Here is a 25,148-nt window from a genome sequence, read left to right on the forward strand (position 1 = left end):
TCCATCCGCGACAACGTCGTCACATCAAAGGAACTCCATGAGCCAGACACTTCCGTCCGCCGGGCCGGGCACCGTTGCCCCGGCCGGGACGCCAAAGAAAGCAGCCCTCGCCAGCTTCCTGGGCAGCGCCGTCGAATACTACGACTTCTTCATCTTCGGTTCCGCCGCCGCCCTGATCTTCCCCACGGTGTTTTTCCCGGACGCCGGGGCCAACGCGGCCATCATGTCCTTCGCCACCTTCGGTTTCGCCTACGTGGCACGGCCGGTGGGCGCCGTCATCCTGGGCCACTTCGGTGACCGGGTGGGCCGGCGGAAGGTGCTGATGTTCACGCTGCTGCTAATGGGCGCGTCCACGTTCCTGATCGGCTGCCTGCCTGACTTCAACACCGTGGGCTGGTGGGCTCCGGCACTGCTGGTGCTGGCAAGGCTTTGCCAGGGTCTCTCCGCCGCGGGCGAGCAGGCCGGGGCGTCATCCATGACGCTGGAGCACGCGCCGGACAACCGCCGCTCCTTCTTCACCTCGTGGACCCTCACGGGCACCCAGGGCGGCCAGATCCTCGCCGCCCTCGTCTTCATCCCCGTCCTGGCCCTCCCGGACGAGATCAAGTACGGCATCGGCTGGCGCATTCCGTTCTGGCTCAGCGCTGTGGTGGTGCTGGTGGCGTTCTTCATCCGGCGCACACTGCACGAACCGCCGGCCTTCGAGGAAGCCCAGAAGACCGCCCAGATCTCCAAGCTGCCCGTTGCCGACCTCCTCAAGGACCACTGGCGCGATGTGCTCCGAGTGGTCTGCTGTGCCTTCATCGCCGCTGTCTCCACCGTGTTCGGCACCCTCGCCATCAGCTACGCCAAGACCGTCGCCGGTGTTGACGGGACCACGACGCTCTGGCTGGTCGTCGGCGCCAACCTGGTGGCCCTGGGCACCCAGCCGCTCTTTGGCATGCTCGCCGACAGGATCGGCCGCAAGCCGGTCTTCATCTACGGCGCACTCTCCAGCGCCATCCTCACGCCGGTCTTCCTGCTCAGCCTGGAATCCGGAAGCGTCCCGCTGATGTTCCTCGCAGCGATCGGGTTCTTCTCCTGCGGTTACGCTGCCTCCAACGCCGTCTGGCCGTCCTTCTACGCCGAGATGTTCAGCACCAAGGTCCGCTTCTCCGGCCTGGCCATCGGAACCCAGCTCGGCTTCCTGATGGCAGGCTTCGCTCCCGCCATCGTGGCAGCGATGGGCGGCATCAGGCCCGGCGGCTGGGTCCAGATCAGCATCTTCACCGCCGTCATCTGCGGGATCTCGGCCATCTCCGCCCTGACAGCCAAGGAGACCTTCAACGTCCCCACCAAGCAGCTTGGCCTGAAGTAGGCCCGGCAGCCCAGACGTTACAGCCCGGACGCTGCTGCCCAGTTGCTTACCGGAAGGCCCGGCGTGTCCCCAGGACGCGCCGGGCTTTTCCGTACCCGCGCGGGGCAGATGGGCTGGAACGTTCGACGGCGGGAAGCGGGCAGGGTGCCTACGGCCGTCCGGTGTCCAGGACCGAGGCAAGGTCGAAGCTGACCGGTTCCTCCAGTTGGGCGTAGGTGCAGGATTCGGGATCCCGGTCCGGCCGCCAGCGGTTGAACTGGGCAGTGTGGCGGAAGCGGTCGCCCTCCATGTGGTCATACCTGACCTCCACCACCAGTTGTGGCCGGAGCGGCACAAAAGACAGATCCTTGCCCGCGCTCCACCTGCTGCCCTCCGCGTTGCGCGGGGTCCGTTCGCCTTCCTCCTGCTTGGCCCAGGCCCAAGGATGACCGTCGAAGTCCGTGACCAGCGTCTGGAGTCCCTCGAACAACTCCTGCCGGCGCTTCATGGGGAAGGCGCCGATCACGCCCACGCTCGCCAGGCCGCCGTCGTCCTTGTACAGGCCCAGCAGCAAAGAGCCGATCGCGTCCGGTCCGCTCTTGTGCACGCGGTAGCCGGCCACCACACAATCGGCCGTACGTTCGTGCTTGACCTTGAACATCACGCGTTTGTCCGGCTGGTAGCTCCCCTCCAGCGGCTTGGCCACAATCCCGTCCAGGCCTGCACCTTCGAACTGCTGGAACCATTGCTCGGCGGTGGCCTTGTCCTTGGTCGCGGCGGTGAGGTGGACGGGAGCCTTGCTGGCGGCGAGCGCCTTTTCCAGCGCTGCCCGACGCTCGGCGAAGGGCCGGCCGGTGTAGTCGTCGTCGCCCAGGGCCAGCAGGTCAAAGGCCACAAACTTGGCGGGCGTCTGTTCGGCGAGGAGCTTGACCCGGCTGGCGGCAGGATGGATGCGCTGCTGCAGGGCATCGAAATCGAGCCGGTCACCGGAGGCCCCCACCAGGACAATCTCGCCGTCCAGCACACAGCGGGGCGGCAGGTTTTCCTTCAGGGCTTCCACGAGCTCAGGAAAATACCTGGTCATTGGCTTTTCGTTGCGGCTGCCGATCTCCAGCTCATCGCCGTCGCGGAAAATGATGGACCGGAACCCGTCCCACTTGGGCTCATAGCTGAGGGCCCCGTCGGGCATCCCGCTGACGGTCTTGGCGAGCATGGGCGGGACGGGAGGCATCACGGGAAGTTGCATAGTGCTCATTCTTGCCCGGGAGGCCCGCCGGCGGTAGGCCTGAACCGGCACGATGCCCAACTGAAGGCCGCAGCGGGGTTTGACGTGTGGGATTCGCCGAATCTGTAGTGCCGGCGGAAACGAATCGATCGCGGAGAACTAACCGGCTCCTAACGTTGAGGAAACCAGGGCGCAACATTGCCCAGCCACACTGGAAGTGCCGGCAAGCGCAGGCACCAGCTCCAGCCAGGAGGCCCCCATGTTGAAGGAAGCCAAAGCCCATGTAACAAGAGTCCGCGCCCTGGACCAGCTCCACCGCGGCGATGAAATCGAGGCCCGCCTCTCCGTAGGCCCCAGCTACGACGACGTGGTCATCCGCCGTGGCCGTGTCCAGGAGACAGCACCGGGAATCGGCGTTGTCTGGATCATGGACCATCACACCGGCTCGCGGAAAGCGATCAATACGGACGAATGCAGCGTCTGGCGCATTGCCTGACCGCGTGTTGGGCCGCTGGCGCAGCACTACTTGCGGAATCTTGCACCCTTGAATCTTGTACTCCGGAGTCTTGCACGACGAGGGCGGGCGCAGTCAGTCAGGACTGCCCGCCGGACCGCCCGAGAGATACTTCGGCCCTAACCTCCGGCCACCGACTGGATGACCAGTACCTCCTGGCCGGGCGACACCTCAGTTTCCAGGCCCTGGAGCCGACGCACTTCGTCACCGGCAACGTAAATATTCACGTACCGGCGAAGCGCCCCGGTTTCGTCCCGCAGCCGCCTGGCCAGCACCGGGTAATCCCCGGTCACCGAATCCAGCAGGCTTCCCACCGTCACCGTCCCGTCGGCGGGCGCAGTCAGGATGGACTGGCCGCCGGCCAGCGGCTGGAGGATGCTGGGTAGTACGACGCTGATGTCAGGCACCGCGGGCCGCTGCCGTTTCCGGAACCGGCAGTCCAGCCGTAGAGACTACGCAGGCGCGGACACACAGGACGTCGGGGAGATGGCTGACAACCTCAGCAAACGTCTCCCCCTCATCCGCGCTGGCGTACACGGTGCCGCCGCGCGTTCCGAAGTAGACGCCGGCCGGCTCGGATGAATCCACGCCCGCGGCGTCGCGGAGGACGCTGTTGTACTCCCCCTTGGGCAGGCCCGTATCCAGGCGCTTCCAGGTGGCCCCGGCATCGTCCGTTCGGTGCACGGCAAGCTTCCCTTCGGGCGGGATCCGCTCGCCGTCGGCCTTGAGCGGCACAACCCAGGCGGTTCCTTCCCGGCGCGGGTGCGTCAGCATCACAAAACCGAAGTCGGCCGGAAGTCCCTCGGCGATGGAGTTCCAGTTTTCGCCGTTATCATCCGTGCGGTAGACGCCGTGATGGTTCTGCGCGTACAGCCGTCCTTCCACCGCAGCATCCGCCGCGATCTTGTGGACGCACTGGCCGAACTCAGGATTGGGGTCCGGCATGAAGTAGGCCGAAATACCCTTGTTGCGGGGTTCCCAGGACTCACCGCCGTCGAGCGAGCGGTACACACCGCCGGTGCTCATGGCGACGTGGACGTTGTCCCCGGCCGGATTCACCACGATGGAGTGGGCGGCGGCGCCGCCGTAGCCCGCACCCCAGTCGCTGCGGTGAGGGTGGTCCCATAGCCCGCGGTTGAGTTCGAAATGCTCGCCGCCATCGGTGGATTTCCAGACCGAAATCGGTTCGGCACCTGCCCATACCACCCCTGGCCGCGACTCTGCGTCCGGGTAGATCTGCCAGATGCGCTCCACGGCCGCGCCGGTGTCTTCGGGGAACGTGATGGCGCCCTGTCCAGGTTCGGTCCAGGTGGCGCCGAGGTCATCGGAATGGGCCACAGTCGGGCCCCAGTGCTCGGACCTGACGCCCACCATGATCCGGGTACGGCCGTCCCGTGTGTCGATCCCGATGCTCGGGATTTCGCTCATCAGGAAATGCGGGCCGGAGAAGGACCATTGCTTCCGGTCCTGGCTGGTGGCCAGCCAGAGGCCTTTTTTGGTCCCGATCGCTAAGACAAAGTTCTCTGCGGTTGCCATGCACCCATGCAACCACCCCGGCCGGAGGGCCGCAACGCTTTTCTTCGCTATGTGGACTGGTCCGAGGGGACTGCTCCGGGTGTACCGGTCCGGCGTGGCCGTGCCGGCGGCGCCAGGGGCGTCCGGTCAGTCGACGAATTCGGACTGCGTCTCGATGAAATCCCAGTCGGCTTCGGTGAGGACAGCCACCGGGGTATCCGGATGCGGCCCGCCGGCTTCGGCGATGCCCTGCAGCACCGGCAGCGGCAGTTCCGCCGCACGGAGGTTTTCTCTCAGCCATTCCTTGGTTTGCAGGTCCAGATCCAGCCACCACATGTAGATTTCCATGCCGGTCACGCACCTTTCGTATGCTCCAACGTTAGGCGCCGCTCTGTCCACGTTCAAGGGTGGAAAACTCCAGTAGCGGGCTCCCATTTCCGCGTACCCACAGGTAACGGCGCAGGTCAAAGGCGGAAAAAGACGAGTACCCGCTACTCGCGACCGCGCCCGTCCGGCGCCCCTAGCCTGAATCCACAAGCAAAACTGATCATGCTGCTGGGGGCATTCAGAGAACCGCCGCTTCTCCCTCGCCGCCATGGTCCTTTCGGAAAAATCTGGGGAGACGAAAAACCATGAAACGAACATTCGCAACCTTGGGAGTGGTGGGGCTGACAATGCTCAGCGTCACGGCCCCGGCCAGCGCGGCAGACAACTTCACTCTTTGCCACAACGGACACACCATCAGCATTGACCTTAGCGGGGTGAACGGCCTGGGTGCCCATAGCGGTCACTCAAGGGACATCATCCCTCCCAATGAGCTGCTGCCTGGCGGATTGAACTGGGACGTTCAAGGGATGGCGGACTTTGACAATGACTGCGAGGCCGTGACGCTGCCGCCGGTTGTTGTTCCGCCCGTCGTCGTGGACCCACCGGTTGTTGTGGATCCACTGGTTGTTGTTCCGCCCATCGTCGTGGACCCACCGGCAGTGGTGGCTGGGGCCGCCGGCGCGGTCACACCGGCGGCGCAGACGCCAGCACCCCAGGTTGCCGCCCCCAAGGGCGCAGCTGCCAAGGCGCCCGCCGCGGCAGCAGCCGCTGTCAGCAAGGGCACCAACCAGGGCTTCAACGCACAAACCGCTGCGGGCGGAACAGATGAAGGTACTACGTGGCTGGCCGGCCTGGGTGTCCTGCTGGGTGCAGGCGCCGTGGTTGCGGTGCGCCGCAAGTCCCGCACGGAATCGCCGACGGCGGGCTGACGCCGCCAGCGCTGCCACAGACTGTCACCGAGGGCGTCCCGCCAAAACCTGGCGGGACGCCCTCGGCGCAATTTCAAGCAGGCGCACCTTCAACCCTCTGAACGCAAAGGAACATCATGGCGAAGCACTCCAGCACCCACGGCGTCCGGGGTGGCGTTCTGCGTGTCCTGGAAGTCCTGCGCGTCCGGGCATGGAACCGTGGAGATCTGGCAATCCTGCTGTGCGGAGTCCTGGGTTTCCTGTCCCTCACCTTCGGTGCTCCGCTGCTCAAGCACGGGGAAGCCGCCGTCCCCGCAGCGGAACTGTCGGCACGGTCCCGGGCCACGCCGTCGTCCGTTCCTTGGCCGCTGTCCGCCACAGGCGGGGCGCAAGGGGCACCTGCCGAGTCAGCATCGGCCGCAGAAACCGCCGCCCCCGGCCCGGTCTTGCCGGAAGCCTCCGCGCCCCTGCGCATCCTCTATCCTGCTGCGGCAATCGACACGGCCGTCCATCCCCTCGAACCGGACGCCTCGGCCGTGGCCACCCGGACAGTGGAGCCGCCCACCACCATGGACGGGTATTGGCTGACACCGTTCGGGACTCCCGGCAACGGGTCGGGCAACACCACGTACATCATCGGGCACAGCTGGGAGGGCCGGGACGCCCCGTTCAATCACCTCAGCTCCGCTGCCGTCATTGGCGACACGTTCGAGGTCGTCACCGTAACCGGCACCATCCCTTACCGCGTGGACAGCGTCACCACATACCTCAAGGACAGCCTCAAGGACAGCCCCATCTGGGACATGGTGCCCAGCCGTGTGGTCCTGATCAGCTGCTACACGGAAGACCCGTGGGGAAAAAACGTGGTGGTCTCGGCGTCGCCCGCTGCCGGCTGACACGTCCATGCTGACGTCCACGCGCCTGACGCCCTGTTCAAGTGGCGCCCAGCGGCACAGAATGGCCTTATGAATCCAGAACGTTTCAGTGGCCCGCCTCCACTCTTGGTCGGCTTGCTGCCCGATCAGCATCCGGAGGTGCTGAAGACCGCAACATCCCTCGCAGCCAAACTGTCAGCGCCGTTGCTGTGCGCCTATGTTGACGAGGCCAGCTACCTGGTGGAATGGGATCCGACCAGATCCGCGCACCGACTGTCGCTTCACCCGGACAAGGACGACGACGATATCCGATCGGTCACCTCCGGCCTCAGGGCGGTGATCGAGCGAGCCGTGGCCGACGCCGCGACGTCGGGCGCCCCCGTTGATTGGACCCTGCGGACCCTGGCGGGGGATCCGGGCCGTGCACTGGCCCGTCTCGCCGCGGAAAGCAACTCCCCCATGATCGTCGTGGGAACGTCGGAGCGGGGCCTGACCCACCGGATCTCCGAACTGCTCAACGGATCAGTTGGACTCTGGCTGACTCATCATCAAAGCCGGCCAGTGCTGGTGGTTCCCTACCGGAGACCGGCGCATCAGGACGAGGCCTGAGCCGGGAGCCTGAGCCGTTGGCCTCGGCTCTTCGGGGCCGTTTCCGGGGGTCCGAAATAATAAAGCGAAAGTAGTTATTCGAGGTGGTAGCGGACGGCTGTACCGGCACGTAAGCTAATTCAAGCAGAAGGATCCGGTCGCAGAGGCTGGATTAATCTGCCCCAAAAGCTGCTCCGGAGTGCGTATCCCCCAATAACGCACTCCGGAGCTTTTTTCTGCCCTCCGGCAACCGTACCTACCCCTGGCTCGTGGCGAGCATCCCCGAATTGGATACCCCCAGGGGGTACTTGCTATATACCCCTACGGGGTATATATTGGCAGCATGGAACCTTCGCAGGAAACCTTGACCACACACGCTGGCACCGACCCGGCGCCTACGCATGGCTACACCGCCAACAAAGAGGCATACCTGCGCAGGCTCAAGCGCATCGAAGGCCAGGTCCGCGGCATCGCCCGGATGGTGGATGAGGACAAATACTGCATCGACATACTGACTCAGGTCTCCGCGGTCACCAAAGCGCTTCACGCCGTGAGCCTGGGACTCGTGGAGGAGCACATCGGCCACTGCGTAGTGGGTGCCGCCGCGGAACCTGACCCTGACCTTCGCGCTGAAGCCATCGACGTCAAAGTCAAGGAAGCTACAGAGGCCATCGGCCGCCTCCTGCGCTGACCACCTGCCACTGACCACCCATTCACGGCCGGCCACCGCCGGCCCCCTTTCAAGGAGCCAGCCATGAGCAGCACCTCCACCACCGTCAACGTGTCCGGCATGACCTGCGGCCACTGCATTTCGTCTGTCAGCGAGGAACTTGAATCGCTCGCCGGGGTTGAAACGGTCGACGTCGAACTCAACGCCGGGGGCATTTCCACCGTCACCATCACCTCAAGCCAGGAGCTGTCGCCGTCCGAGATCGGCGAGGCGGTAGCCGAAGCAGGGTACCTGGTTGTTGCCAACGACGCGTAACGCTGTCTGATCGGGGGATCCATCATGAGCACAGACCATCTCCATCACCAGCCTCAAAGCCGGGTGGTTGAACTGGACATTGAGGGCATGACCTGCGCCTCCTGCGTGAACCGCGTGGAAAAGAAGCTGGGCAAACTCGACGGCGTCGAAGCCTCCGTCAACCTCCCGCTGGAATCCGCCCACGTCACGGTCCCGGCCGGCATCACGGACCAGCAAATAGTGGACACAGTCAACGCCACCGGCTACAAAGCAACCGTCCGCCTCCCGCGCTACCCGAGCCAAAGCACCGCCCACGAGCACCACGCCACCGATCACGACCAGCCTCAGCACGGCGGTACGGAAGACGGGCACAGCGCCGACTCCGGTGGCATGCGGAAGCGTGCGTCTAAGGGAGGAACGACCGAGCACGCGGAGCATGGCGCCGGAGTCGGCGCGCAAGGTGACCACATGTCCCACGGCCCCGCCTCCTCGCAACTGCGCCCGCGCCTGATCGTGGCCGCGATACTGACGCTCCCGGTCCTCGCGATTTCGATGGTTCCGGCCGTGCAGTTTCCCAACTGGGGCTGGGTAGCCGGGGCCTTGGCGTTTCCGGTGGTCAGCTGGGCGGCCTGGCCCTTCCATCGCGCTGCGGCCGTCAATGCCCGCCACCTGGCGTCCACCATGGACACTCTCGTCTCCATCGGCGTCGCTGCCGCTTACCTTTTCAGCGTGTGGCAACTGGCCCTGGATCCCCGTATGACCGAACACCCGGCCATGGAGGGCATGGAAAGCGGCGGGCTGTACTTCGAAGTGGCCGCCGTGGTCACCACCTTCCTGCTCCTTGGCCGGTTCCTCGAAGCCAACGCCAAACAGAAGGCCGGCGACGCCCTCAAGGCGTTGCTGAACCTTGGCGCCAGGGACGCCACCATCCTTCGCCACGGCTCCGAACATAAAGTCCCCGCCGATCAGCTCCGCGTGGGAGATGTCGTTGTGGTCCGCCCCGGCGAAAAAATCGCCACGGACGGAGAGGTGATCGACGGAATTTCAGCAGTGGACGCATCCCTGCTGACCGGCGAATCCGTCCCGGTGGAGGTGGAGCCCGGGAGCAAGGTCACGGGCGCCACCATCAACACTTCCGGCCGGCTACTGGTCCGGGCCACACGCGTGGGCTCCGAAACCACGCTGGCACAGATGGCCCGGCTGGTCTCGCAGGCGCAGACCGGCAAAGCCCCCATCGCCCGCCTCGCCGACCGGATCAGCGCCGTCTTTGTCCCCATAGTTCTTGCCCTCGCCGTGCTCACGTTTGCGCTGTGGCTCGCATTCAGCAGCCCGGTGATTGAGCCTGCCGAGCTCAGGGCAGCTTTCACCGCCGCAGTCACCGTCCTGGTCATCGCTTGCCCGTGCGCCCTGGGCCTCGCCACTCCGGTGGGACTGCTCACCGGAACCGGCCGGGGCGCCCAGCTGGGCATCCTGATCAAAGGCCCGCAGGTCCTCGAAGACACCCGCACCGTGGACACCATCCTGCTCGACAAGACCGGCACCGTCACCACCGGAAAACTCGCCGTGGCCAACACTCTCGCGTTTGACGGATACCAGGGCAAGGACGTGCTGCGGCTCGCCGGCGCCGTCGAAGCGGCATCGGAGCACCCGATCGCACACGCCATCGCGGCCGCGGCCCTTGAGGCACAAACCGGGCACGACGACGGCGGGCGGCTCCCCGCCGTCGAACACTTCCGTTCGGCACCCGGCGGCGGAGTGGTGGGAACCGCTGATGGGCGAGTGATCCTCGCGGGCCGCACCGGCTGGCTCACGGAGAACGACGTCCGCCCTTCCGGCGCGCAGATGGAGGCGCTGGCCGATGCGGAAGCTACCGGTGCCACGGCCATCTGGGTGGCGGTGGACGGCACCCCTGCCGGCATCATCAGTCTCCGCGACACCGTGAAGCCGGGATCCGCGGAAGCTGTGGCAAAGCTGAAGAGGCTCGGGCTGCGCCCCATTCTGCTGACCGGGGACAACGCCGCGGTGGCCGCGCAGGTCGCTGCCGCCGTCGGCATTTCCCCTGACAACGTTTATGCAGGTGTTCTGCCTGCCGGGAAGGTCGACGCCGTCCGTCGGCTCCAGGCGGGCGGGGCCATTGTGGCGATGGCCGGCGACGGCGTGAATGACGCCGCCGCGCTGGCGCAGGCTGACCTGGGCATCGCCATGGGTTCCGGTACCGATGTGGCCATAGAGGCGGCGGACCTCACCGTCATGGGCAATGACCTGGGACAGGTGGCGCAGGCCATCGAATTGTCCCGGCGGACGCTGGCCACCATCAAGGCCAACCTGTTCTGGGCGTTCTTCTATAACGCCGTCGGCATTCCCGTGGCCGCCCTGGGCCTTTTAAACCCGATGATTGCCGGTGCCGCGATGGCGGCGAGTTCCGTCCTGGTGGTGGCAAACTCGCTCCGGCTGCGCAGCTTCGGCAAGTAGGCAGAGCCCACCCAACTAGGTAGCGCTAACTGTCGTTATGAACGCTCAAAACGACTGTTGGCGCTACTTACTTTCAGGGGAAGCGCCGCTCAGGCGGTGCCGAAGCGCACGGCCGCCCGGGCCCTTGCCTTGGCGGCCTCTTCGTCCCGGTGCTTGGCGGGAGCGTGGGTGACCAACGAATCCAGCAGGTGTTGGGTGATGTGGGCGATCTCGTGCACCGCCGCTTCGAAGGCGTCCTCGTTGGCCTTGGACGGCTTGGTGCTGCCGCTGACCTTGCGCACATACTGCAGCGCGGCGGCATGCACTTCCTCAGAGGTGGCATGCGGTTCGAAATTGTGGAGGGTTCGGATGTTCCGGCACATATGCCCATGCTAGGCTCTGGAACGCTTCGGATCGACCCCCCGCCCACCGGTGATCGAGCTTGTCGACATTCAACCACCGGGAGCTGTGGCCCATGGGGAGTGGTGCATGGGCAGCGGTGCCCATCGACAGTGATTTGGGGCCGGGATAGGTTCCAGGTAATGGATCTTCCGGGTGAGCCGGGGGCCGCTGGGATGCCGATCTGGATCGGATCCAAGGCAACGAGGAGAAAACTGATGGCTATTTGGGGCGCAGATGTAGAACAGCTCAGGACTCTTGGCAGCAAGCTGCAGGCCGGTGCTGGCGAGATCGAGCAGCAGAGGTCCAACCTGACGCGCGTGCTGGACAGCACCAACTGGAAGGGCCCGGACGCCGACCATTTCCGCGGCGAATGGTCAGGCACGCACACCGCGGCGCTGAACCAGGTCATCCAGGCGCTGAAGGATGCCAGCAAGAAGGCCACCAAGAACGCCAGCGAGCAGGACCAGGCTTCACGCTAACCGCAGAAGCCCTACTGCGAGGGCCCGGACACTGCACAGTGTCCGGGCCCTCGCGGCATTTATCGGCGGGTGCTCAACGAAAGGGAGGCACAACGGCGGGGCGACGGCGGTGCCCCGGCCTGTGGCACCTGCCTTTTAGGGCAAGTCCTACAGGGCAAGGCAGCCGGCACTCAGGGCACAGGTTCGACGTCGTTCGCGTGGTCCAGCGGCGCGGGCGCACCGACAGTTGCAGCGGCCGTGCCGGAGCGCAGCTCGTCCAGCCGGACCAGAACCACCCCGCCGACAATGAGGACGCCGCCCAGGAGCTGGATGGCGCCGGGCAGCTCACCCAGAAGCAGCCAGGCCCAGGTCACGGCGAACAGCACCTCGGTCAGCGAAACGAAGGACGCAACCTTGGAGCCAAGGGCGCGGGCAGCGACAACGCCGGAAACGTACGCCAGGACTGTTGCCAGGATGACCAGGCCACCCAGGGAGACCCACCAGGGCGTGATCCAGGGGCCGAGCCTGGTATCCGCGGTGCTGAAGGCCATGGGAAGCAGTCCCGTGGCGGCCGCCAGCCACATAACGGCTGCCCCCACCAGCAGCCCGGCGGACGCCAGGACGATGGGCGGCAGGGAATCATTCTCCTTGGCCGTGATGAAAAAGTAGATGGCAAGGCATACGGCAGCGGCCACCCCCCACAGGACCCCGATGATGTCGATCTTGACCGTTCCGGTGAGGTCCAGGACGAGAACCAGGCCGCCGAGCGACAGCACTGTTCCGCCGAAGGTCAGCGCCCGTGGCCGCTTCTTGCTGGCTCCCCATAGCCAAAGGACGATGAGGACGGGAGCCAGGTATTCAAGCAACAGCGCTACACCCACGGACAGGCGGGCTACCGCGTTGAAGTAGAACAGCTGGCATGCGGCCACTCCGATCAGGCCGAAAAGACCGATGGTGACCCAGTTGTCGCGCAGCTGGTACCACCGTCCGCGCAAGGCCAGAACGGCAGGAACGGCGAGGATCAGCGCGGCACCGGTCAGGCGGGCCGTCACGGCAGCGCCCGGGGACCAGCCGGTTTCCAGGAGCGCTTTGGCGAAGGAGCCGGAGAGCCCGAAGACGGCAGAGGAGAACAACGCGATTCCAAGGCCCGAGCCAAGGAATCCGCCCGCGGCTGCGGGGTTAGGGGCGGCAGTCACCGACGCCTCCTGTCAGGAGTAAAGTGTGATAGTGGTCCTGACATTACGCCCGACCCCAGTAAGGAGTCAAGATGGTCTTTGCCCCTGACACCGAAATAGCCCTGCGCGCCGTCGTCAACCTGATCAACACCGCCGCCAACGGACGCGAATCGCTCGCCACGGTGGCGGACCTGGATCATTTCCTTCAGTCCGAGGGGTTCAGTGGAGCCCGCGCCCGCGATGCGGCGGAGCTGTCGAGTGTCCACGAACTGCGCGGGCGGCTTGCCGCCCTCTGGACTGCAGACGAAGACTCTGCTGTGGCAGGCGTCAACCGCCTGTTGCGCGAGGCCAACGCACTCCCCCAGCTAATGAAGCACGATGAGTGGGACTGGCATCTGCACGCCACTGCCAGGGACGCGCCGCTGGCAGAGCGCATGGGCACCGAAGCCGCCATGGCCTTGGCGGACGTCATCCGGAGCAAGGAGATGGACCGCATGCTCGTGTGCGAGGCCGAGGACTGCGATGCCGTGGTCCTGGACCTCAGCCGCAACCGGTCGAAACGGTATTGCGATACCGGGAACTGCGCCAACCGCGCGCACGTGGCAGCGTACCGCGCGCGGCAGGCTATTGTTCGCTAGGAGTGGCTGGAGCCGGTACCGTCAGCGTCCGGAGTCTCAGGGGCGCCGCCGGCCTGGCTGGGGCCGTGTCCCCCGAATCCGTGCGACGGTTTCCGGGCGGAACTCAGGTTGACGCCGGATCCCTTGCCCAGGTGTTCGGAGTTCTCCTTGTGGCTCATGGCCAGCATGGCCGCGATCACCAGCGTGACGATGAACGCGATGCCGGCGCCCGTGAAGGCGAGGTCGAACCGCGGGGTCTTCGAGCTGCCGCCGGAGGCGAAGATCAGCACCGTAACGAAGGCGAGGACGGCCCAGAACGCAGAGAACATCAGCGGCCCCTTCACCGAGGTCCGCAGCTTGCGCGGTTTTCCTGGTTTCTGGTCTGCCAAGGTAGTTCCTCTCCTACAGCCATGCCGAAGGGCGTGCTGGTTCGAATGTGTGGGGTTGTTCCGGGCGCGTTTTCTACGCCGGGTAGAACCTTTCGCTTCTAGTTTACGGCTTCGTGGAGGCGGGCCGGGAATCGTGCCTTAGCGTCAGCCCCGACAGGACCCAGAGCACACCGGAGATGATGGCTCCGCCGCCGGCGACGCCCAGCAGGGCATGGGCTCCGAGGCTGATGAAGAAGGGCAGGATCGTCGCGGTACCAAGGCCGATGATGCCCGAGGCCAGCCAGTCGCGGGCCAGCACGTGCCGGCGACGATACTTGAGGCCGCAGTACAGCTCCACGGCTCCGGCCAGGCCAAGTCCCACTGCCGCGACGACGCCGAAGACGCGGTCCCCGTGAAGCAGCGCCAGGGCAACACCGGCGCCTGCCAGGGCGGCCCCTGCGGCGGAGAGGATCTTGCCGGGCATGCCGTCACGCGCGTAGCCGGTCTTCGGGATGGCCCAGAGGACCAGCAGGCCCGTGGCCAGCAGGTACAGCCCGCCCGCCCAGCCCATGACCTGGACCGACGGTCCGGCCCAGAAAATGGTCGCGGCGCCGAACAACAGTGCGGCCACGGCCCGGAGCAGAACCGGCTTCCACAGGTCTGCCTGCTGGGCGGTGCCGGCGGGAGCATCTGTGGGCGTCAGTGGTTGGTTCACCGGTCCAGTTTAGTGGCCGCCGGCCCTATGGCGAACCCAGCACCATCCAGCGGTCCGCCCGGGCGCGCAGGCCCAGCGTCAGCGCCCGGGCGGCCATGTACCCCAGCGCAAAGGCGGCCCACAGCCACACCAGGCCTGCGGCGGCGGACATGCCGGAGACGGCAACGGCCACGAGCATGGGGACGTAGACAGCGAGGTTGACCACGCCCGCCAGCGCCAGGTACCTGGCGTCCCCGGCGCCGATCAGCACGCCGTCCAGGACAAAAACAAACCCGGCAAGAGGCTGACCGGCTGCCAGGATCCACAGGGCGTAGGTCAGCACGGACTGGACGCCGGCGTCGGAAGTGAACAGCACCCCTGCCCAGGGCGCCGCGACGGCCAGCAGGGCTCCCGTGACCACGCCGAATCCAATGCCCCAGCGGATCATGGTCCGGGTCAGGTGCCGCGCCCTGACGGCGTTGGAGGCGCCCAGTTCCTTGCCGATCAAGGCCTGGGCGGCGATGGCAAGGGCATCGAGGGCAAAGGCGAGGAACGAGAAGATGGTCATGGCCAGCTGGTGTGCCGCCAGGTTGACGGCACCTTGCCCCGTGACCACAAATACCGTGGCCAGGATGGCGATGCGCAGGCTCAGCGTGCGGAGCATAAGCCACGAACCGACCCGGGTCATTGCGCGGATGCCGCTCCAGTCGGGCCACAGGCTGATGCCGTGCCGGGCGGCATTGCGCTGGACCATCACCAGATAGACGGCCGCCATGGCCCATTGGGCCACGCTGGTGCCTGCCGCCGAGCCCGCAACGGACCAGTCCAGCCCGTAGACCAGCCACAGGTTGAGGACAATATTCAAGGCAAAGCCTGCGGTGGCCACGAGCAGCGGCGTCCTGGTGTCCTGCAATCCGCGCAGGACGCCGGTGCCTGCGAAGATGAGCAGCATGGCCACCAGGCCGGGCATGGACCAGCGGAGATAGTCAACGGCGAACGCGCGAACCTCACCCTCCGCCCCCATCAGGGCCACCAGCGGTTCAGCAGCCCAGAAGCCAGCCACAGCCAGGACCAAGCCGAGCAGAAGTGCCAGCCAGACGCCGTCGCGCCCGGCCGCGAGTGCCTTTCCCAGCTGGCCGTGTCCCATCGCGCGGGCCACCGCCGGGGTGGTGGAGTAGGCGAGGAAAACCATCAGGCCGACGGCGGTGTGCAGCACGGCGGAGGCGAGCCCCACCCCGGCCAGCTGGGCCACGCCGAGATGGCCCACAATGGCCGAATCCGCGAGCAGGAACAGCGGTTCGGCGATCAGTGCGCCGAACGCCGGCACGGCGAGCCGCAGGATTTCCCGGGCATGGCTGGCGGGACGCTGGACGGCAGCGGGGGCGGATTGGTTGGGCACGGTTTCAGCCTAACGGCCGGCACCGCCCACCTGGCTGCTCCGCTTCCGTGACGCCGGAAGTCATGACAAAGGACACAATGGCGGACCATTAGTTGACACTTCAACTAATGGTCAGAGAGACTCGATTTATGAATCAGTCACGCCTCACCACCACTGCCATCACCGTCCTGCGCGTCGCCCTCGGCTTCCTCTTCGCCGCCCACGGCTGGCAGAAGTTCAACGAATGGACCATCGCCGGCACCCAGGCCGCGTTCACCCAGATGGGCGTTCCGGCAGCCAACGTGTCAGCGCCCCTCGTCGCAGGCCTCGAATTGGCTGGCGGCATTGCCCTCATCTTGGGCGTACTCACCCGCGTGGTGGCCGCCCTGCTGGCCGTAAACATGATCGGCGCCTTCTTCCTGGTGCACGCCTCGGCAGGAGTCTTCGCCGACAAGGGCGGGTACGAACTGGTGCTGCTCCTGGGCGCTGCCGCCCTGGCACTCGCACTCACCGGAGCCGGCCGCGTGTCCGTGGACCGCGTCCTGTTCGGCCGCAAGGGCTCCAAACTGGCAGTCCTCGCCTAAGCGGACTCCTCCTCAACGAGCAGCGCCCGACGGCGGACAGGCACCCAGGTGCCGGTCCGCCGTCGGGCTTTTAACGTCTTTGCCGTGGCAGGAGCGTCAGCCGGTCACCCCGGTCAGTTCGTTGGGCACGTGGTCCAGGTCCGTGCTGTTGATGATTTTCCCGGATTTGAGATCCACGGCATGGATCCTGGAAGCAGCCGGTTCTGTGACGTAGGCGGTTGAACCCTGGACAAACAGGGTCGGGCGGGGATCTTGCCAGGCATCCGGCTCCGTCCAGGCGCCAACCACGGAAATGGCAGTGCTCTCTTCGCCCGTCGTCGGATCAATCACATGAAGCGCCCCGTCGGTGCCCAGCACCAGAGCCTCCCCGCCCGGACCGCGGCCCAGGGAACGGAAGGAATAGCTGGCGCCCAGGTCCACCAGCTGCAGCGTCCCGGTGTCGGTGTTGACCAGCGAGATCCGGGTGGGCCGCTCCAGGTCAGCGTCCCTGTCCACCTTGTAATCGCCGAGGATCACGGGAGATTCATGGCTTCCGGCCTGGTTGCCCATGCGGCCGTACGGGTCAGGGCCTGCAACCTTGGTGAAGGCGCCGTTGCGGTAGACCAGCATGCCGTCCTCACAGCCCACCACCACGGTTTCATGGCCCGCCACTGCCTCACCATGCACGCCGGGGCACTCCTGGTTGCGGAGCAGTTCACCGCGTCCCTGCCCGCCGCCATTTTCCGGCGCACTCAGCAGCGCCAGGCCAGTGCGGCCCTCCTCGTTCCCGAGGGTGACCAGCAGCTTCCCATCCTCCAACGCGATGGCGACGCCGTGGTGGGCTTCGGGTGCGGTGTAGGTGCTGGTCTCGGGCAGGCCGGCCTTGAGTGCGTCAGTCAGCGCGGCCGGATCAAAGACCTCCACCTTCCCTGAACCGTCATTGAACAGCACTGTCTTCCCGGCGTGGTTGACCACGTGGCCGGCCTTGCTGGCGCTGAAGGCCCGGTCCGTCAGCCGAGGTGCGGCGGCATAGGAGTGCCCATGGTCGCCGTGCGCCTCGGTCCACACACCTGCATCGAAGACGCGGAAGGAATCTCCGGTGGCCACCAGAACGTGCCGGCCGTCGCCCGCCGGGCTGAGGCGGTTGAAGCCTTCCAGCGGCACTTCCTCCACGGGCTTCAGCGTCTTCGCATCGAGAACGCTAATGCCGGCGTCGTGGGTCAGGACCAGCCGAGGGGTGGGGGCCTGGCCTTCCTTCGCCCGCCCTGCTGTGGCAGAAGCGGAAGTGCCGGCCGAGTCAGGGCCTGCGCCCTGCGACGGTCCGGAGCCCGCGCCCGGAGCAGCCCCGCATGCCGTGAGGAGCAGTGCCGAAACCGCGAGAACTGCCGGGAGAGCCTGCGGATAAGTGCGCATATGGCCGGGATGTGAGTGAGTTTTTATCATATCACTAACGATAGTCATTATCAATAGTGATGCAAATTGGATGACCTCGGCTGCGTCATGGCTGACGGCGGCCGGAACGAAGTCGAACAACAGCACCAAGGGCACTCCGGCCATCCAGGCCGATCTGCTCGGTGACTGGCGTGAGGAAATTGCGTGGCCGTCGTCGGACAGCACGGAACTGCGGATCTACACCACCAGCGCCGGCACTGACGTCCGACTCCGCACCCTGATGCATGATCCTGTGTATCGGCAGTCGGTTGCGCGCGAGAACATCGCCTACAACCAGCCGCCGCACCCCAGCTTCTTCATCGGAGTGGGCATGAAACTGCCCGCACAGCCGGATATCACCTATACCGGCGCAAAGTAGCCTCCAGTAGTCCACCGACAGAACTGCCCTGTCCGCCCCAAAAGGGCGGGTGGGGCAGTACCTGTTGCGGGTATGTGTCGGCCCCGACCCTCCGGTAACACCGCGCCTCAGTAAGATCGCAGCATGACTGAGACCGCGGCCAATTCCGTAACCCTCCGCTTCCTGGCTGCCCCCACGGATGTGGGCCACAGCGGCTCGGTGGATGCGGGGACCGTCCTCGAATGGGTGGACAAGGCTGCGTACGCTGCCGCCGTGGGCTGGGCCAAGTCCTACTGCGTCACCGCCTACGTGGGCAACATCCACTTCGCGGACCCCGTGAACAGCGGCGACATGGTGGAGGTGGAGGCCACCATCGTCTACACGGGACGCTCCTCCATGCACATCCGGACCGTCGTCTCGTCAAGCGACCCCAAGGGCGGGCCTGCCACGATGCGCAGCCAGTGCATGGTGATCTTTGTGGCGGTCGGCGACAACGGCAAGCCCATACCCGTCAAACAGTTCGAACCGATCACGGCCGCGGAGATCGAACAGCGGGACCACGCCCTGGCGCGGATCAAGGTCCGTGAACGGATCGTCGAAGCCATGAACGCCCAGGAATATACCGACGCCGGGACCGCCGAACGCGTGACGCTGCGGTTCATGGCGGCCCCCACGGACGTGAACTGGGGCGGGAAAGTGCACGGCGGAATCGTGATGAAGTGGATCGACGAAGCCGCCTACGTCTGCGCGTCCCGCTACTGCGGCATGGACACCGTGGCGGTCTTCTCCGGCGGCGTGCGCTTCTACCGGCCCCTGCTGATCGGCCACGTAGTGGAGGTCGAGGCCAGGCTGGTCTACACCGGGACGAAAGGCATGCACATCGCCGTACATGTGCGCTCCGGAGATCCGAAGGGCAAAGAACTGAACCTCACCACGTATTGCCTCACGGTGATGGTGGCCCGCGACGCCGACGGCAACTCCGTGCCCGTCCCCGGCTGGGTGCCGGTCTCGGCGGAGGACAAACGCCTGCATGCCCACGCCCGCGAACTGCTCGAGATCCGTGGGACCGCCCCGGGGAACCGGCTGCCCAACCACCTGCTGGGGCAGGGCTAAGACGGAGGGATCCATCTGCTGGGGCAGGGCTAAACCAGCCAGCCAGCCCCGGCGGGAACGACCTTAGAAGCCGCTGCCGCCAGCGTCGGCCGCCATGTTGGCGAAGCGCGAGTAGTGACCCTGGAATGCCACCACAATGTCCTTGGTGGGGCCGTTACGGTGCTTGGCGATCAGGATGTCCGCCTCGCCCGCACGCGGGGATTCCTTGTCGTAGACGTCCTCACGGTGCAGCAGGATGACCATGTCCGCATCCTGCTCGATGGAGCCGGATTCGCGGAGGTCAGAGACCATGGGCCGCTTGTCCTGGCGCTGCTCGGAGCCACGGTTGAGCTGCGACAGGGCGATGACCGGAACCTGGAGTTCCTTGGCCAGCAGCTTCAGCGCACGGGAGAACTCGGAGACTTCCTGCTGGCGTGACTCCACCTTCTTGCCGGAGCTCATGAGCTGCAGGTAATCCAGGATCACGAGCTTCAGGTCATGCTGCTGCTTGAGGCGGCGGCACTTGGCCCTGATTTCCATCAGCGACATGTTCGGGCTGTCATCGATGAAGAGCGGGGCATCATTCATCCGGCCCATGGTGGTGGCGATCTTGGACCATTGCTCGTCCTTGATGGTGCCCTTGCGAAGGTCCTGCAGGCCGATGGTTGCCTCTGCGGACAACAGGCGCATGGCGATTTCGTTCCGGCCCATTTCGAGCGAGAACATCACAGTGGCCAGGTTGTTCTTGATGGCGGCCGAGCGGGCGAAGTCCAGGGCAAACGTGGACTTGCCAACTGCCGGACGGGCGGCAATAACGATCATCTGCCCCGGGTGCAATCCATGGGTGAGTTCATCGAGTTCGTAGAACCCCGTTGGCACACCGGTCATGCCTTCCCCGCGGTGTCCGGACGCTTCGATCTCGTCCACCGTGGCTTCCATGACGTCCTTGAGGACCACATAGTCCTCTGCTGTGCGCCGCTCCGCGACGGCGTAAACCTCGGCCTGTGCCTGGTTGACCAGGTCCTCCACCTCACCGTCGGAACCGTATCCCAGCTGGACGATTTTGGTGCCTGCGTTGACGAGCCGGCGCAGAATGGCGCGCTCTGCCACGATTTCGGCGTAGTAGCCGGCATTGGCGGCCGTAGGGACAGTCTGGATGAGCTCGTGCAGGTAGGCGGGTCCGCCGATCCGGTTGATCTCTGCGCGCTTGGTCAGTTCGTCCGAGACCGTAACCGCATCCGCCGGCTCGCCGCGGCCGTAGAGGTCGATGATCGCCTCGTAGATGGTCTCGTGCGCAGGCCGGTAGAAGTCCTGTCCGCGGAGGATTTCCACAACGTCAGCGATGGCGTCCTTGGACAGCATCATGCCGCCGAGGACGGACTGCTCAGCGGGAATGTCCTGTGGTGGCTTACGGCTGCCTTCTGATCCGCGGGTACCCTCGATCGAGTCCAGGTGCGTTACTGACAAAGCTGCCGTCCTCCATAGTGTGCCGCGACTTGATGCGGCGAGTAAGTCATTCACCTGCCGGGATGCCCTCCTGCGGGACCTCCACGGGACGGCATACGTTCAGGTCTATCAGCGGCCTCCGACAATGAAGCGCGGCGGGCCCGATTGAAGCCTCCGCAACGTTGAGTCTGCGCAACGCGCGTGGGAGTTATCCCCATGTTCCGCTAGTTATCCACAGAAAGCGCCGCAGCAGCCGGACCGAAGTCCTCCACTGCTGCGACAGCACATGTGCGCAACGGCGTCACAGCACCCCAAAAGCAGGTATCCCGCAACGGTAGCCGCCACCGCCCCAGCGTCCAAGCCCGCCAACCCGGAGGGCTGTGGATAACCTGTGCACTAAGGGGCATAGCTTGTGCACAGCCTGTGGGTGGACCTGTGGAAACAAAAAAACTTTTGCCGTATATAGGCGTCTGACCTGCGAAAACGTTCGTCGAAGATGTGGACTAAATTCTTTTTTTCGCAACCTTCATCCACAGCTTGCGGCGTGGCGCTGTTGAAAGATCCGGATATCCGAGCGCCTCCACCGGCGATTCATACCGGTTTAGTGATGCATCGCACACCTGCCGGCATCTTTTGACGCCACAGCGAATCGGCTGTATGCAACGGCCGGAATGTGCTGTGGATAACGGGCATCTGGCATAAGCTCTGATTATGGGCGATGTACTGATGGTGTTTCTGCCGGCTGGCGTGTTGGCGGCAATAATCTGGGCATTTACGACGGCCCTCAGACCCCGTAATTCCGGGACGTCCGACGCCGAGAAGTACCAGCAGGACCTGGCGAGGCGCTCTGCGGAGCACTATGCCGAGCAGGTACGCGTGGCAACAGCCGTGCGTGCCCGCCTGGAAGCCAACACCCGGCCCAGCCAGAACGAACAGCAGCAATCGCAGCAGGAAGACCATGCCCGGGCAGCACGGCGCGGGCAGTCCGGAGCGGGTGCCGGCCAGTATGGCTATGCGGCGCTCCCCGGCGGGATTCTGGACCCTCAGCTGGCCATGCAGTTGCAGACAATGGCGCACGACGGGCACAAGATCCAGGCCATCAAACTCCTCCGCCAGGCAACCCAAACGGACCTGGCGACAGCCAAAAAGTATGTAGATCGGCTTTAGAAATGGAATCGCTCGTGATCCCCGTTATCATCCTCGCGGTCGTGGCCGCCGGTGTCGCATTGGCTGCCCGGGCGGTCAGCAGGCGGCAGGCGGCCGCCAAGCAGGCCGGCACGGCCCCTGCGCCGGATCCGATTGAGGTGGCCCGCCGGGCCGCCACCAAGCTCTCCGAGGACCAGCACCGCAGGTTGTACGCGCTGATTGCCCAGGGACAGGCGATGGCGGCCATCAAGCTGTACTACGAGGCCACAGGAGAAGGACTGCGGGCATCCCGGGACGCGGTGGGGGCGTTGGCCGCCCACCCGCAGGCCTACCGCAGCCCTGCCGCTGAAGCGGCGGAGGCGGAGCCCGACGATGACGACACGCCCCAGCGGTTCCCCTACCGCTACCGCGCCATTGCCAGCAAGGGCGATGTAACGCGTGAGGTCAGCAGCAATATGCTCAACGACGAGATCTACGGCCGCATCCGCACGTTGGCGCGCAGTGGCGACACCGAAGGCGCCGCCACTGCGCTGACCAAGCACTCGGACATCTCCATGAAACAGGCACGCGAGTTCATCGCCCTCCTGGACGACTAAGGATCCTGGGCGGCTACGCTCCCGGACCCCAAGGCTCCCAGCCGCGGCACAGTGCGCCGTCCGGCCGTCAGAAGTCGAAGATGTCTCCCAGCCAGCCTTCCTTCTTTTTGGGCCGCCGGCGGTCGTGGTCGCGGTCATACCCCGGCTTGTCGTACTTCCGGTCGTCGTAGCGCGGCTGGTCGTAACGGGGCTGCTCGTACCGCGGCTGCTCGCGGCGGGGTTCAAAGTTCGTATACAGCGGGGGCGGAACCGGAGCAGCGACAGGCGCCGCGGCCACCGGGCGCGCCGGCGTAGGAGCGCCGCCGTCCATAGCGTCGTTGGCGCGGTCGATGATTTTGTCCAGCTCACCGCGGTCCAGCCAGACGCCGCGGCACTGCGGGCAGTAGTCGATCTCGACGCCGCTGCGTTCGCTCATGATCAGGTCAATTGAATCCACAGGACATTTCATGTTCCGGTCAACGACCGGGGACACCGAATAGTTCAGACGCCGGGATCCCGGGCGCTGACGGGGGAGCTTTGCGGACGGGCGCGGACTTTGCGGACCGGCGCCTTAGCGTCCGCCGGAAATGCCTGCCAGGAGCTGTTCGAACGGCAGGGACTCCAGTGCCGCCGGCTTGCGGCCGGGCTGATCCTCCGCGAGGAGGGCGGCGAACTCAGCCGCCGCACGGTCGATCCGCGACGATAAGGGCGAGCCGCCGTCGTCCGTTTTACCCCAGTCCTGGGGGCCGGCGAAAACGGCCGTAGCGGCCATCCTGGTGCGCAGGTAGCTGAACAGCGGGCGCATGGCGTACTCGAGGACCATCTGGTGGCGGTCGGTACCGCCGGTGGCGCCCAGCAGGACGGCCTTCTCGTCCAGGGACTTGGGGTCCAGGACGTCGATGAAGGACTTGAACAGGCCGCTGTAGGAAGCGCTGAACACCGGGCTAACGGCAATGATGCCGTCGGTTGCCTCCACGCCGGCAATGACATCCGCCAGGCGAGGGGCCGCATAGCCGGTGACAAAGTTGTTGGCGATGTCCACCGCGAGGTCCCGGAGCTCAACGACCTCAACCTTCACCTCGAAACCCGCATCGGCGAGGCGGTGCTCTGCTGCAGCGGCGAGCTGGTCGGCGAGCAGCCTGCTCGAGGACGGCACGCCCAGGCCGGCGGACAGTACGGTGATGCGGCGGGTTTCCACTTGGACTCCTGAGGTTCGATACAGCCTATGATACATGTGTTTGCATGTATCGAGATAACCGATGCCTGTCCGCGTTTATTCCAGCGGTGCCAGGTCACCGGCGGTTGCACTCCAGGCGGCATGAAATGAGCATCTGCGTTTTCCTGGATGCGCGGGAGGGGCACCCCTTCTACCTAAAGCGTTACGGGATAAGTCCCCACTCCACCTAACAGGTCACTCGGCGCTGCCCCTCCACACCTAGCTCTGGCGGGAGCACGAAATTCCCTATGTAGGACGCGATACAAAAAGCGAGTACTCAGTACTGGTGTTTACCTGGCCGGGCTGGTCATATGCTCAATTTACGGGCAGGGTCACTCGGCCGGGGGTTTCGAATTCCTCTAGAGGCACTGGCTGGATTAGTCGCCGGGGCCGAGACACCATCCGACCGAGACCACCCCAGACAGGAGACGACCATGCGCACCTGGCAGAGCAAGGCACTGCACTTCGACATCCACGGCCGCATCACGATCCGCGTCGACGCAAAGGCGCCGTCAGCGACCCAGCTCCAGAGCATGTTGGCGTGTTTCGCCACCGACACCGAACGGCCGGCCGACATCGTCGTCGACGCCGGGCCGGAGCCGATGCCGGATGCGGGTCTGCTCGAGCACGAGCTCGCGTACACGGGGAACAGCGTGCGCTTCCAAGCCGATCGCGTCCAGATCGTGAGAGACGCAGAGCAGTGGCGCATTCACGGACCGGGTGAGCTGTTGACCTCCGTGGTCCCTGTTCTCGATGTCGCCATGGTCGGTCGAGGAGCCGGCATGATCCACGCGGCAACGATGGCGTACCGGGGTCACGCGATTGCGCTTCCCGCCGCCGGAGGGACCGGTAAGACGAGCACCGCTGCCAAGCTGATGCGGCGCGAGGGGTGGTCGTTCATGGGTGACGACTGGGCCTTCCTCGCCGAGGACGCCACGCTGCTCGGCTACGCGAAGCCGATGTTCATCAAGCCGCACCACCGGGCCATCTACCCGCACCTGTTCGAAGGTGTCCGGAAACCCCTCGTCCCGTCACAGCTCTCGAAGAGCGTCGGCCGTCTCACGACGGTGGTGCATCCTTACGTCATCCGTTATCCGCGCCTCGCGGACTTCTCCCGGCGATGGTCGCCGGAGCACCGCATGGTCGAGGCGGGGACCGCGTTCCCGGGGCGAGAAGTGACGACCTCGGCCCCGCTCGCGGCCGCCATCTACATCGAGCGCTTCGAGGGCGCCCGGTCTCGGATCGTCGAGCGGACGAGCGACTGGATGGTCGACCGCATGATCGGCAACTTCCACATCGAGATGGCGGGCTTCTCGCAGCGGGTCGTGACTGGCTTGGCGGCCACGTCCGTCCTCCCGTGGCGCGAGCACTTCGCGGCGAAGGGGGTCGTGCTGAGCAAGGCACTCGACGGACGTCCCTGCCACCTGCTGCAGGTGCCCTCCGCGTACACGGCGGACGAAGCGTCGGACGACATTGTCCGGTATCTCGAGGAGCTGCTGCCGTCGGTCCTCGACCAGGAGGCCTGA

The 25,148-nt window shown here is 65.6% G+C and carries 28 protein-coding genes and 1 pseudogene; 16 read left to right on the top strand and 13 right to left on the bottom strand.

Going from position 1 to position 25,148, the window contains the following annotated elements; all coding sequences use genetic code 11:
* Nucleotides 1–37 precede the first annotated feature (37 nt).
* On the top strand, nucleotides 38–1,357 hold the full coding sequence (locus ACX80X_RS12065) for an MFS transporter (RefSeq protein WP_252611482.1): 1,320 nt from the start codon (nucleotides 38–40) through the stop codon (nucleotides 1,355–1,357).
* Nucleotides 1,358–1,505: 148 nt separating this feature from the next.
* Here the strand turns inward: ACX80X_RS12065 and ACX80X_RS12070 are convergent, their stop codons facing one another.
* The gene (locus ACX80X_RS12070) at nucleotides 1,506–2,582 is read right to left on the bottom strand and encodes an ATP-dependent DNA ligase (RefSeq protein ID WP_459312183.1); all 1,077 of its coding nucleotides are present in this window, start codon (nucleotides 2,580–2,582) and stop codon (nucleotides 1,506–1,508) included.
* A gap of 238 nt (nucleotides 2,583–2,820) precedes the next feature.
* Here ACX80X_RS12070 and ACX80X_RS12075 point away from each other — a divergent pair, with 238 nt between their 5' ends.
* A complete protein-coding gene (locus ACX80X_RS12075; RefSeq protein ID WP_056341782.1) occupies nucleotides 2,821–3,057 on the top strand; it encodes a hypothetical protein in 237 nt (78 codons plus the stop codon).
* 137 nt (nucleotides 3,058–3,194) lie between these two features.
* Here the strand turns inward: ACX80X_RS12075 and ACX80X_RS12080 are convergent, their stop codons facing one another.
* The 3 genes from ACX80X_RS12080 to ACX80X_RS12090 form a co-directional block, all read right to left on the bottom strand.
* Nucleotides 3,195–3,482: a MoaD/ThiS family protein gene (locus ACX80X_RS12080; RefSeq protein ID WP_058930693.1), complete on the bottom strand. Its 288-nt coding sequence runs from the start codon at nucleotides 3,480–3,482 to the stop codon at nucleotides 3,195–3,197.
* Nucleotides 3,475–4,611: a WD40/YVTN/BNR-like repeat-containing protein gene (locus ACX80X_RS12085; protein WP_252614515.1), complete on the bottom strand. Its 1,137-nt coding sequence runs from the start codon at nucleotides 4,609–4,611 to the stop codon at nucleotides 3,475–3,477. The genes ACX80X_RS12080 and ACX80X_RS12085 overlap by 8 nt, the downstream gene beginning before the upstream one ends.
* 126 nt (nucleotides 4,612–4,737) lie before the next feature.
* Nucleotides 4,738–4,938, bottom strand: coding sequence for a hypothetical protein (locus ACX80X_RS12090; protein WP_056342139.1), 201 nt, complete (start codon nucleotides 4,936–4,938; stop codon nucleotides 4,738–4,740).
* Between the two features lie 284 nt (nucleotides 4,939–5,222).
* On the opposite strand from ACX80X_RS12090, the gene ACX80X_RS12095 reads away from it, so the two are divergent.
* The 6 genes from ACX80X_RS12095 (at nucleotide 5,223) to ACX80X_RS12120 (ending at nucleotide 10,724) form a co-directional block, all read left to right on the top strand.
* Entirely contained in the window at nucleotides 5,223–5,846 is a 624-nt protein-coding gene (locus ACX80X_RS12095) for an LPXTG cell wall anchor domain-containing protein (RefSeq protein WP_252614514.1), read from the top strand.
* A gap of 116 nt (nucleotides 5,847–5,962) precedes the next feature.
* Nucleotides 5,963–6,721, top strand: a complete 759-nt coding sequence (locus ACX80X_RS12100) for a class F sortase (RefSeq protein WP_252599673.1) — start codon at nucleotides 5,963–5,965, stop codon at nucleotides 6,719–6,721.
* Nucleotides 6,722–6,790: 69 nt separating this feature from the next.
* Nucleotides 6,791–7,309 (top strand): universal stress protein, encoded by a 519-nt coding sequence (locus ACX80X_RS12105; RefSeq protein ID WP_252599674.1) that lies wholly within the window; start codon nucleotides 6,791–6,793, stop codon nucleotides 7,307–7,309.
* Between the two features lie 322 nt (nucleotides 7,310–7,631).
* A complete protein-coding gene (locus tag ACX80X_RS12110; RefSeq protein ID WP_252611477.1) occupies nucleotides 7,632–7,979 on the top strand; it encodes a metal-sensitive transcriptional regulator in 348 nt (115 codons plus the stop codon).
* Nucleotides 7,980–8,042: 63 nt separating this feature from the next.
* A complete protein-coding gene (locus tag ACX80X_RS12115) occupies nucleotides 8,043–8,273 on the top strand; it encodes a heavy-metal-associated domain-containing protein (RefSeq protein WP_252599676.1) in 231 nt (76 codons plus the stop codon).
* A 24-nt stretch (nucleotides 8,274–8,297) separates the two neighbouring features.
* A complete protein-coding gene (locus tag ACX80X_RS12120; protein ID WP_252611475.1) occupies nucleotides 8,298–10,724 on the top strand; it encodes a heavy metal translocating P-type ATPase in 2,427 nt (808 codons plus the stop codon).
* 89 nt (nucleotides 10,725–10,813) lie between these two features.
* Here ACX80X_RS12120 and ACX80X_RS12125 read toward each other — a convergent pair whose 3' ends face one another.
* Nucleotides 10,814–11,086, bottom strand: coding sequence for a DUF2277 domain-containing protein (locus ACX80X_RS12125; RefSeq protein ID WP_104062916.1), 273 nt, complete (start codon nucleotides 11,084–11,086; stop codon nucleotides 10,814–10,816).
* Between the two features lie 234 nt (nucleotides 11,087–11,320).
* Between ACX80X_RS12125 and ACX80X_RS12130 the strand changes: the two genes are divergently transcribed.
* The gene (locus tag ACX80X_RS12130; RefSeq protein WP_252611473.1) at nucleotides 11,321–11,584 is read left to right on the top strand and encodes a WXG100 family type VII secretion target; all 264 of its coding nucleotides are present in this window, start codon (nucleotides 11,321–11,323) and stop codon (nucleotides 11,582–11,584) included.
* 170 nt (nucleotides 11,585–11,754) lie between these two features.
* Here the strand turns inward: ACX80X_RS12130 and ACX80X_RS12135 are convergent, their stop codons facing one another.
* Nucleotides 11,755–12,759, bottom strand: coding sequence for an EamA family transporter (locus ACX80X_RS12135; RefSeq protein WP_252599678.1), 1,005 nt, complete (start codon nucleotides 12,757–12,759; stop codon nucleotides 11,755–11,757).
* Between the two features lie 71 nt (nucleotides 12,760–12,830).
* Here ACX80X_RS12135 and ACX80X_RS12140 point away from each other — a divergent pair, with 71 nt between their 5' ends.
* Nucleotides 12,831–13,376: a CGNR zinc finger domain-containing protein gene (locus tag ACX80X_RS12140; protein ID WP_252599679.1), complete on the top strand. Its 546-nt coding sequence runs from the start codon at nucleotides 12,831–12,833 to the stop codon at nucleotides 13,374–13,376.
* Here the strand turns inward: ACX80X_RS12140 and ACX80X_RS12145 are convergent.
* The 3 genes from ACX80X_RS12145 to ACX80X_RS12155 all read right to left on the bottom strand — a co-directional run bounded on the left by ACX80X_RS12145 (nucleotide 13,373) and on the right by ACX80X_RS12155 (nucleotide 15,816).
* Entirely contained in the window at nucleotides 13,373–13,744 is a 372-nt protein-coding gene (locus ACX80X_RS12145; protein ID WP_058930682.1) for a hypothetical protein, read from the bottom strand. The two genes, ACX80X_RS12140 and ACX80X_RS12145, sit on opposite strands and share 4 nt — an antisense overlap.
* Nucleotides 13,745–13,847: 103 nt before the next feature.
* Nucleotides 13,848–14,438, bottom strand: a complete 591-nt coding sequence (locus ACX80X_RS12150) for a hypothetical protein (RefSeq protein WP_252611472.1) — start codon at nucleotides 14,436–14,438, stop codon at nucleotides 13,848–13,850.
* A 25-nt stretch (nucleotides 14,439–14,463) separates the two neighbouring features.
* Entirely contained in the window at nucleotides 14,464–15,816 is a 1,353-nt protein-coding gene (locus ACX80X_RS12155; protein ID WP_252611469.1) for an MATE family efflux transporter, read from the bottom strand.
* Nucleotides 15,817–15,944: 128 nt separating this feature from the next.
* On the opposite strand from ACX80X_RS12155, the gene ACX80X_RS12160 reads away from it, so the two are divergent.
* Complete coding sequence (locus tag ACX80X_RS12160; protein ID WP_252599682.1) at nucleotides 15,945–16,379, top strand: DoxX family protein; 435 nt, start codon at nucleotides 15,945–15,947, stop codon at nucleotides 16,377–16,379.
* A 96-nt stretch (nucleotides 16,380–16,475) separates the two neighbouring features.
* Here the strand turns inward: ACX80X_RS12160 and aztD are convergent, their stop codons facing one another.
* Nucleotides 16,476–17,771 carry a zinc metallochaperone AztD gene (gene aztD, locus ACX80X_RS12165; RefSeq protein WP_252614510.1) on the bottom strand — a complete coding sequence of 432 codons (1,296 nt, stop codon included), beginning with the start codon at nucleotides 17,769–17,771 and terminating at the stop codon, nucleotides 16,476–16,478.
* A gap of 64 nt (nucleotides 17,772–17,835) precedes the next feature.
* Here aztD and ACX80X_RS12170 point away from each other — a divergent pair.
* Together ACX80X_RS12170 and ACX80X_RS12175 are read left to right on the top strand one after the other, a co-directional pair.
* Nucleotides 17,836–18,168, top strand: a pseudogene (locus ACX80X_RS12170) (rhamnogalacturonan lyase family protein); the annotation flags it as partial.
* A 123-nt stretch (nucleotides 18,169–18,291) separates the two neighbouring features.
* Nucleotides 18,292–19,260, top strand: a complete 969-nt coding sequence (locus ACX80X_RS12175; protein ID WP_252599684.1) for an acyl-CoA thioesterase — start codon at nucleotides 18,292–18,294, stop codon at nucleotides 19,258–19,260.
* Nucleotides 19,261–19,323: 63 nt separating this feature from the next.
* On the opposite strand, the gene dnaB is transcribed toward ACX80X_RS12175, so the two are convergent.
* A complete protein-coding gene (dnaB, locus tag ACX80X_RS12180; RefSeq protein ID WP_058930676.1) occupies nucleotides 19,324–20,706 on the bottom strand; it encodes a replicative DNA helicase in 1,383 nt (460 codons plus the stop codon).
* Nucleotides 20,707–21,396: 690 nt separating this feature from the next.
* Here dnaB and ACX80X_RS12185 point away from each other — a divergent pair.
* Nucleotides 21,397–21,852, top strand: coding sequence for a hypothetical protein (locus tag ACX80X_RS12185; protein ID WP_056341733.1), 456 nt, complete (start codon nucleotides 21,397–21,399; stop codon nucleotides 21,850–21,852).
* 2 nt (nucleotides 21,853–21,854) lie between these two features.
* Nucleotides 21,855–22,427, top strand: a complete 573-nt coding sequence (locus ACX80X_RS12190) for a hypothetical protein (RefSeq protein WP_252611463.1) — start codon at nucleotides 21,855–21,857, stop codon at nucleotides 22,425–22,427.
* A 67-nt stretch (nucleotides 22,428–22,494) separates the two neighbouring features.
* On the opposite strand, the gene ACX80X_RS12195 is transcribed toward ACX80X_RS12190, so the two are convergent.
* Nucleotides 22,495–22,863, bottom strand: coding sequence for a TFIIB-type zinc ribbon-containing protein (locus ACX80X_RS12195; RefSeq protein WP_252614509.1), 369 nt, complete (start codon nucleotides 22,861–22,863; stop codon nucleotides 22,495–22,497).
* A gap of 114 nt (nucleotides 22,864–22,977) precedes the next feature.
* A complete protein-coding gene (locus tag ACX80X_RS12200) occupies nucleotides 22,978–23,604 on the bottom strand; it encodes a CE1759 family FMN reductase (protein WP_252611459.1) in 627 nt (208 codons plus the stop codon).
* 452 nt (nucleotides 23,605–24,056) lie between these two features.
* Here ACX80X_RS12200 and ACX80X_RS12205 point away from each other — a divergent pair, with 452 nt between their 5' ends.
* Complete coding sequence (locus ACX80X_RS12205) at nucleotides 24,057–25,148, top strand: hypothetical protein (RefSeq protein WP_141138841.1); 1,092 nt, start codon at nucleotides 24,057–24,059, stop codon at nucleotides 25,146–25,148.

It is taken from the genome of Pseudarthrobacter sp. MDT3-1 (assembly GCF_054510755.1).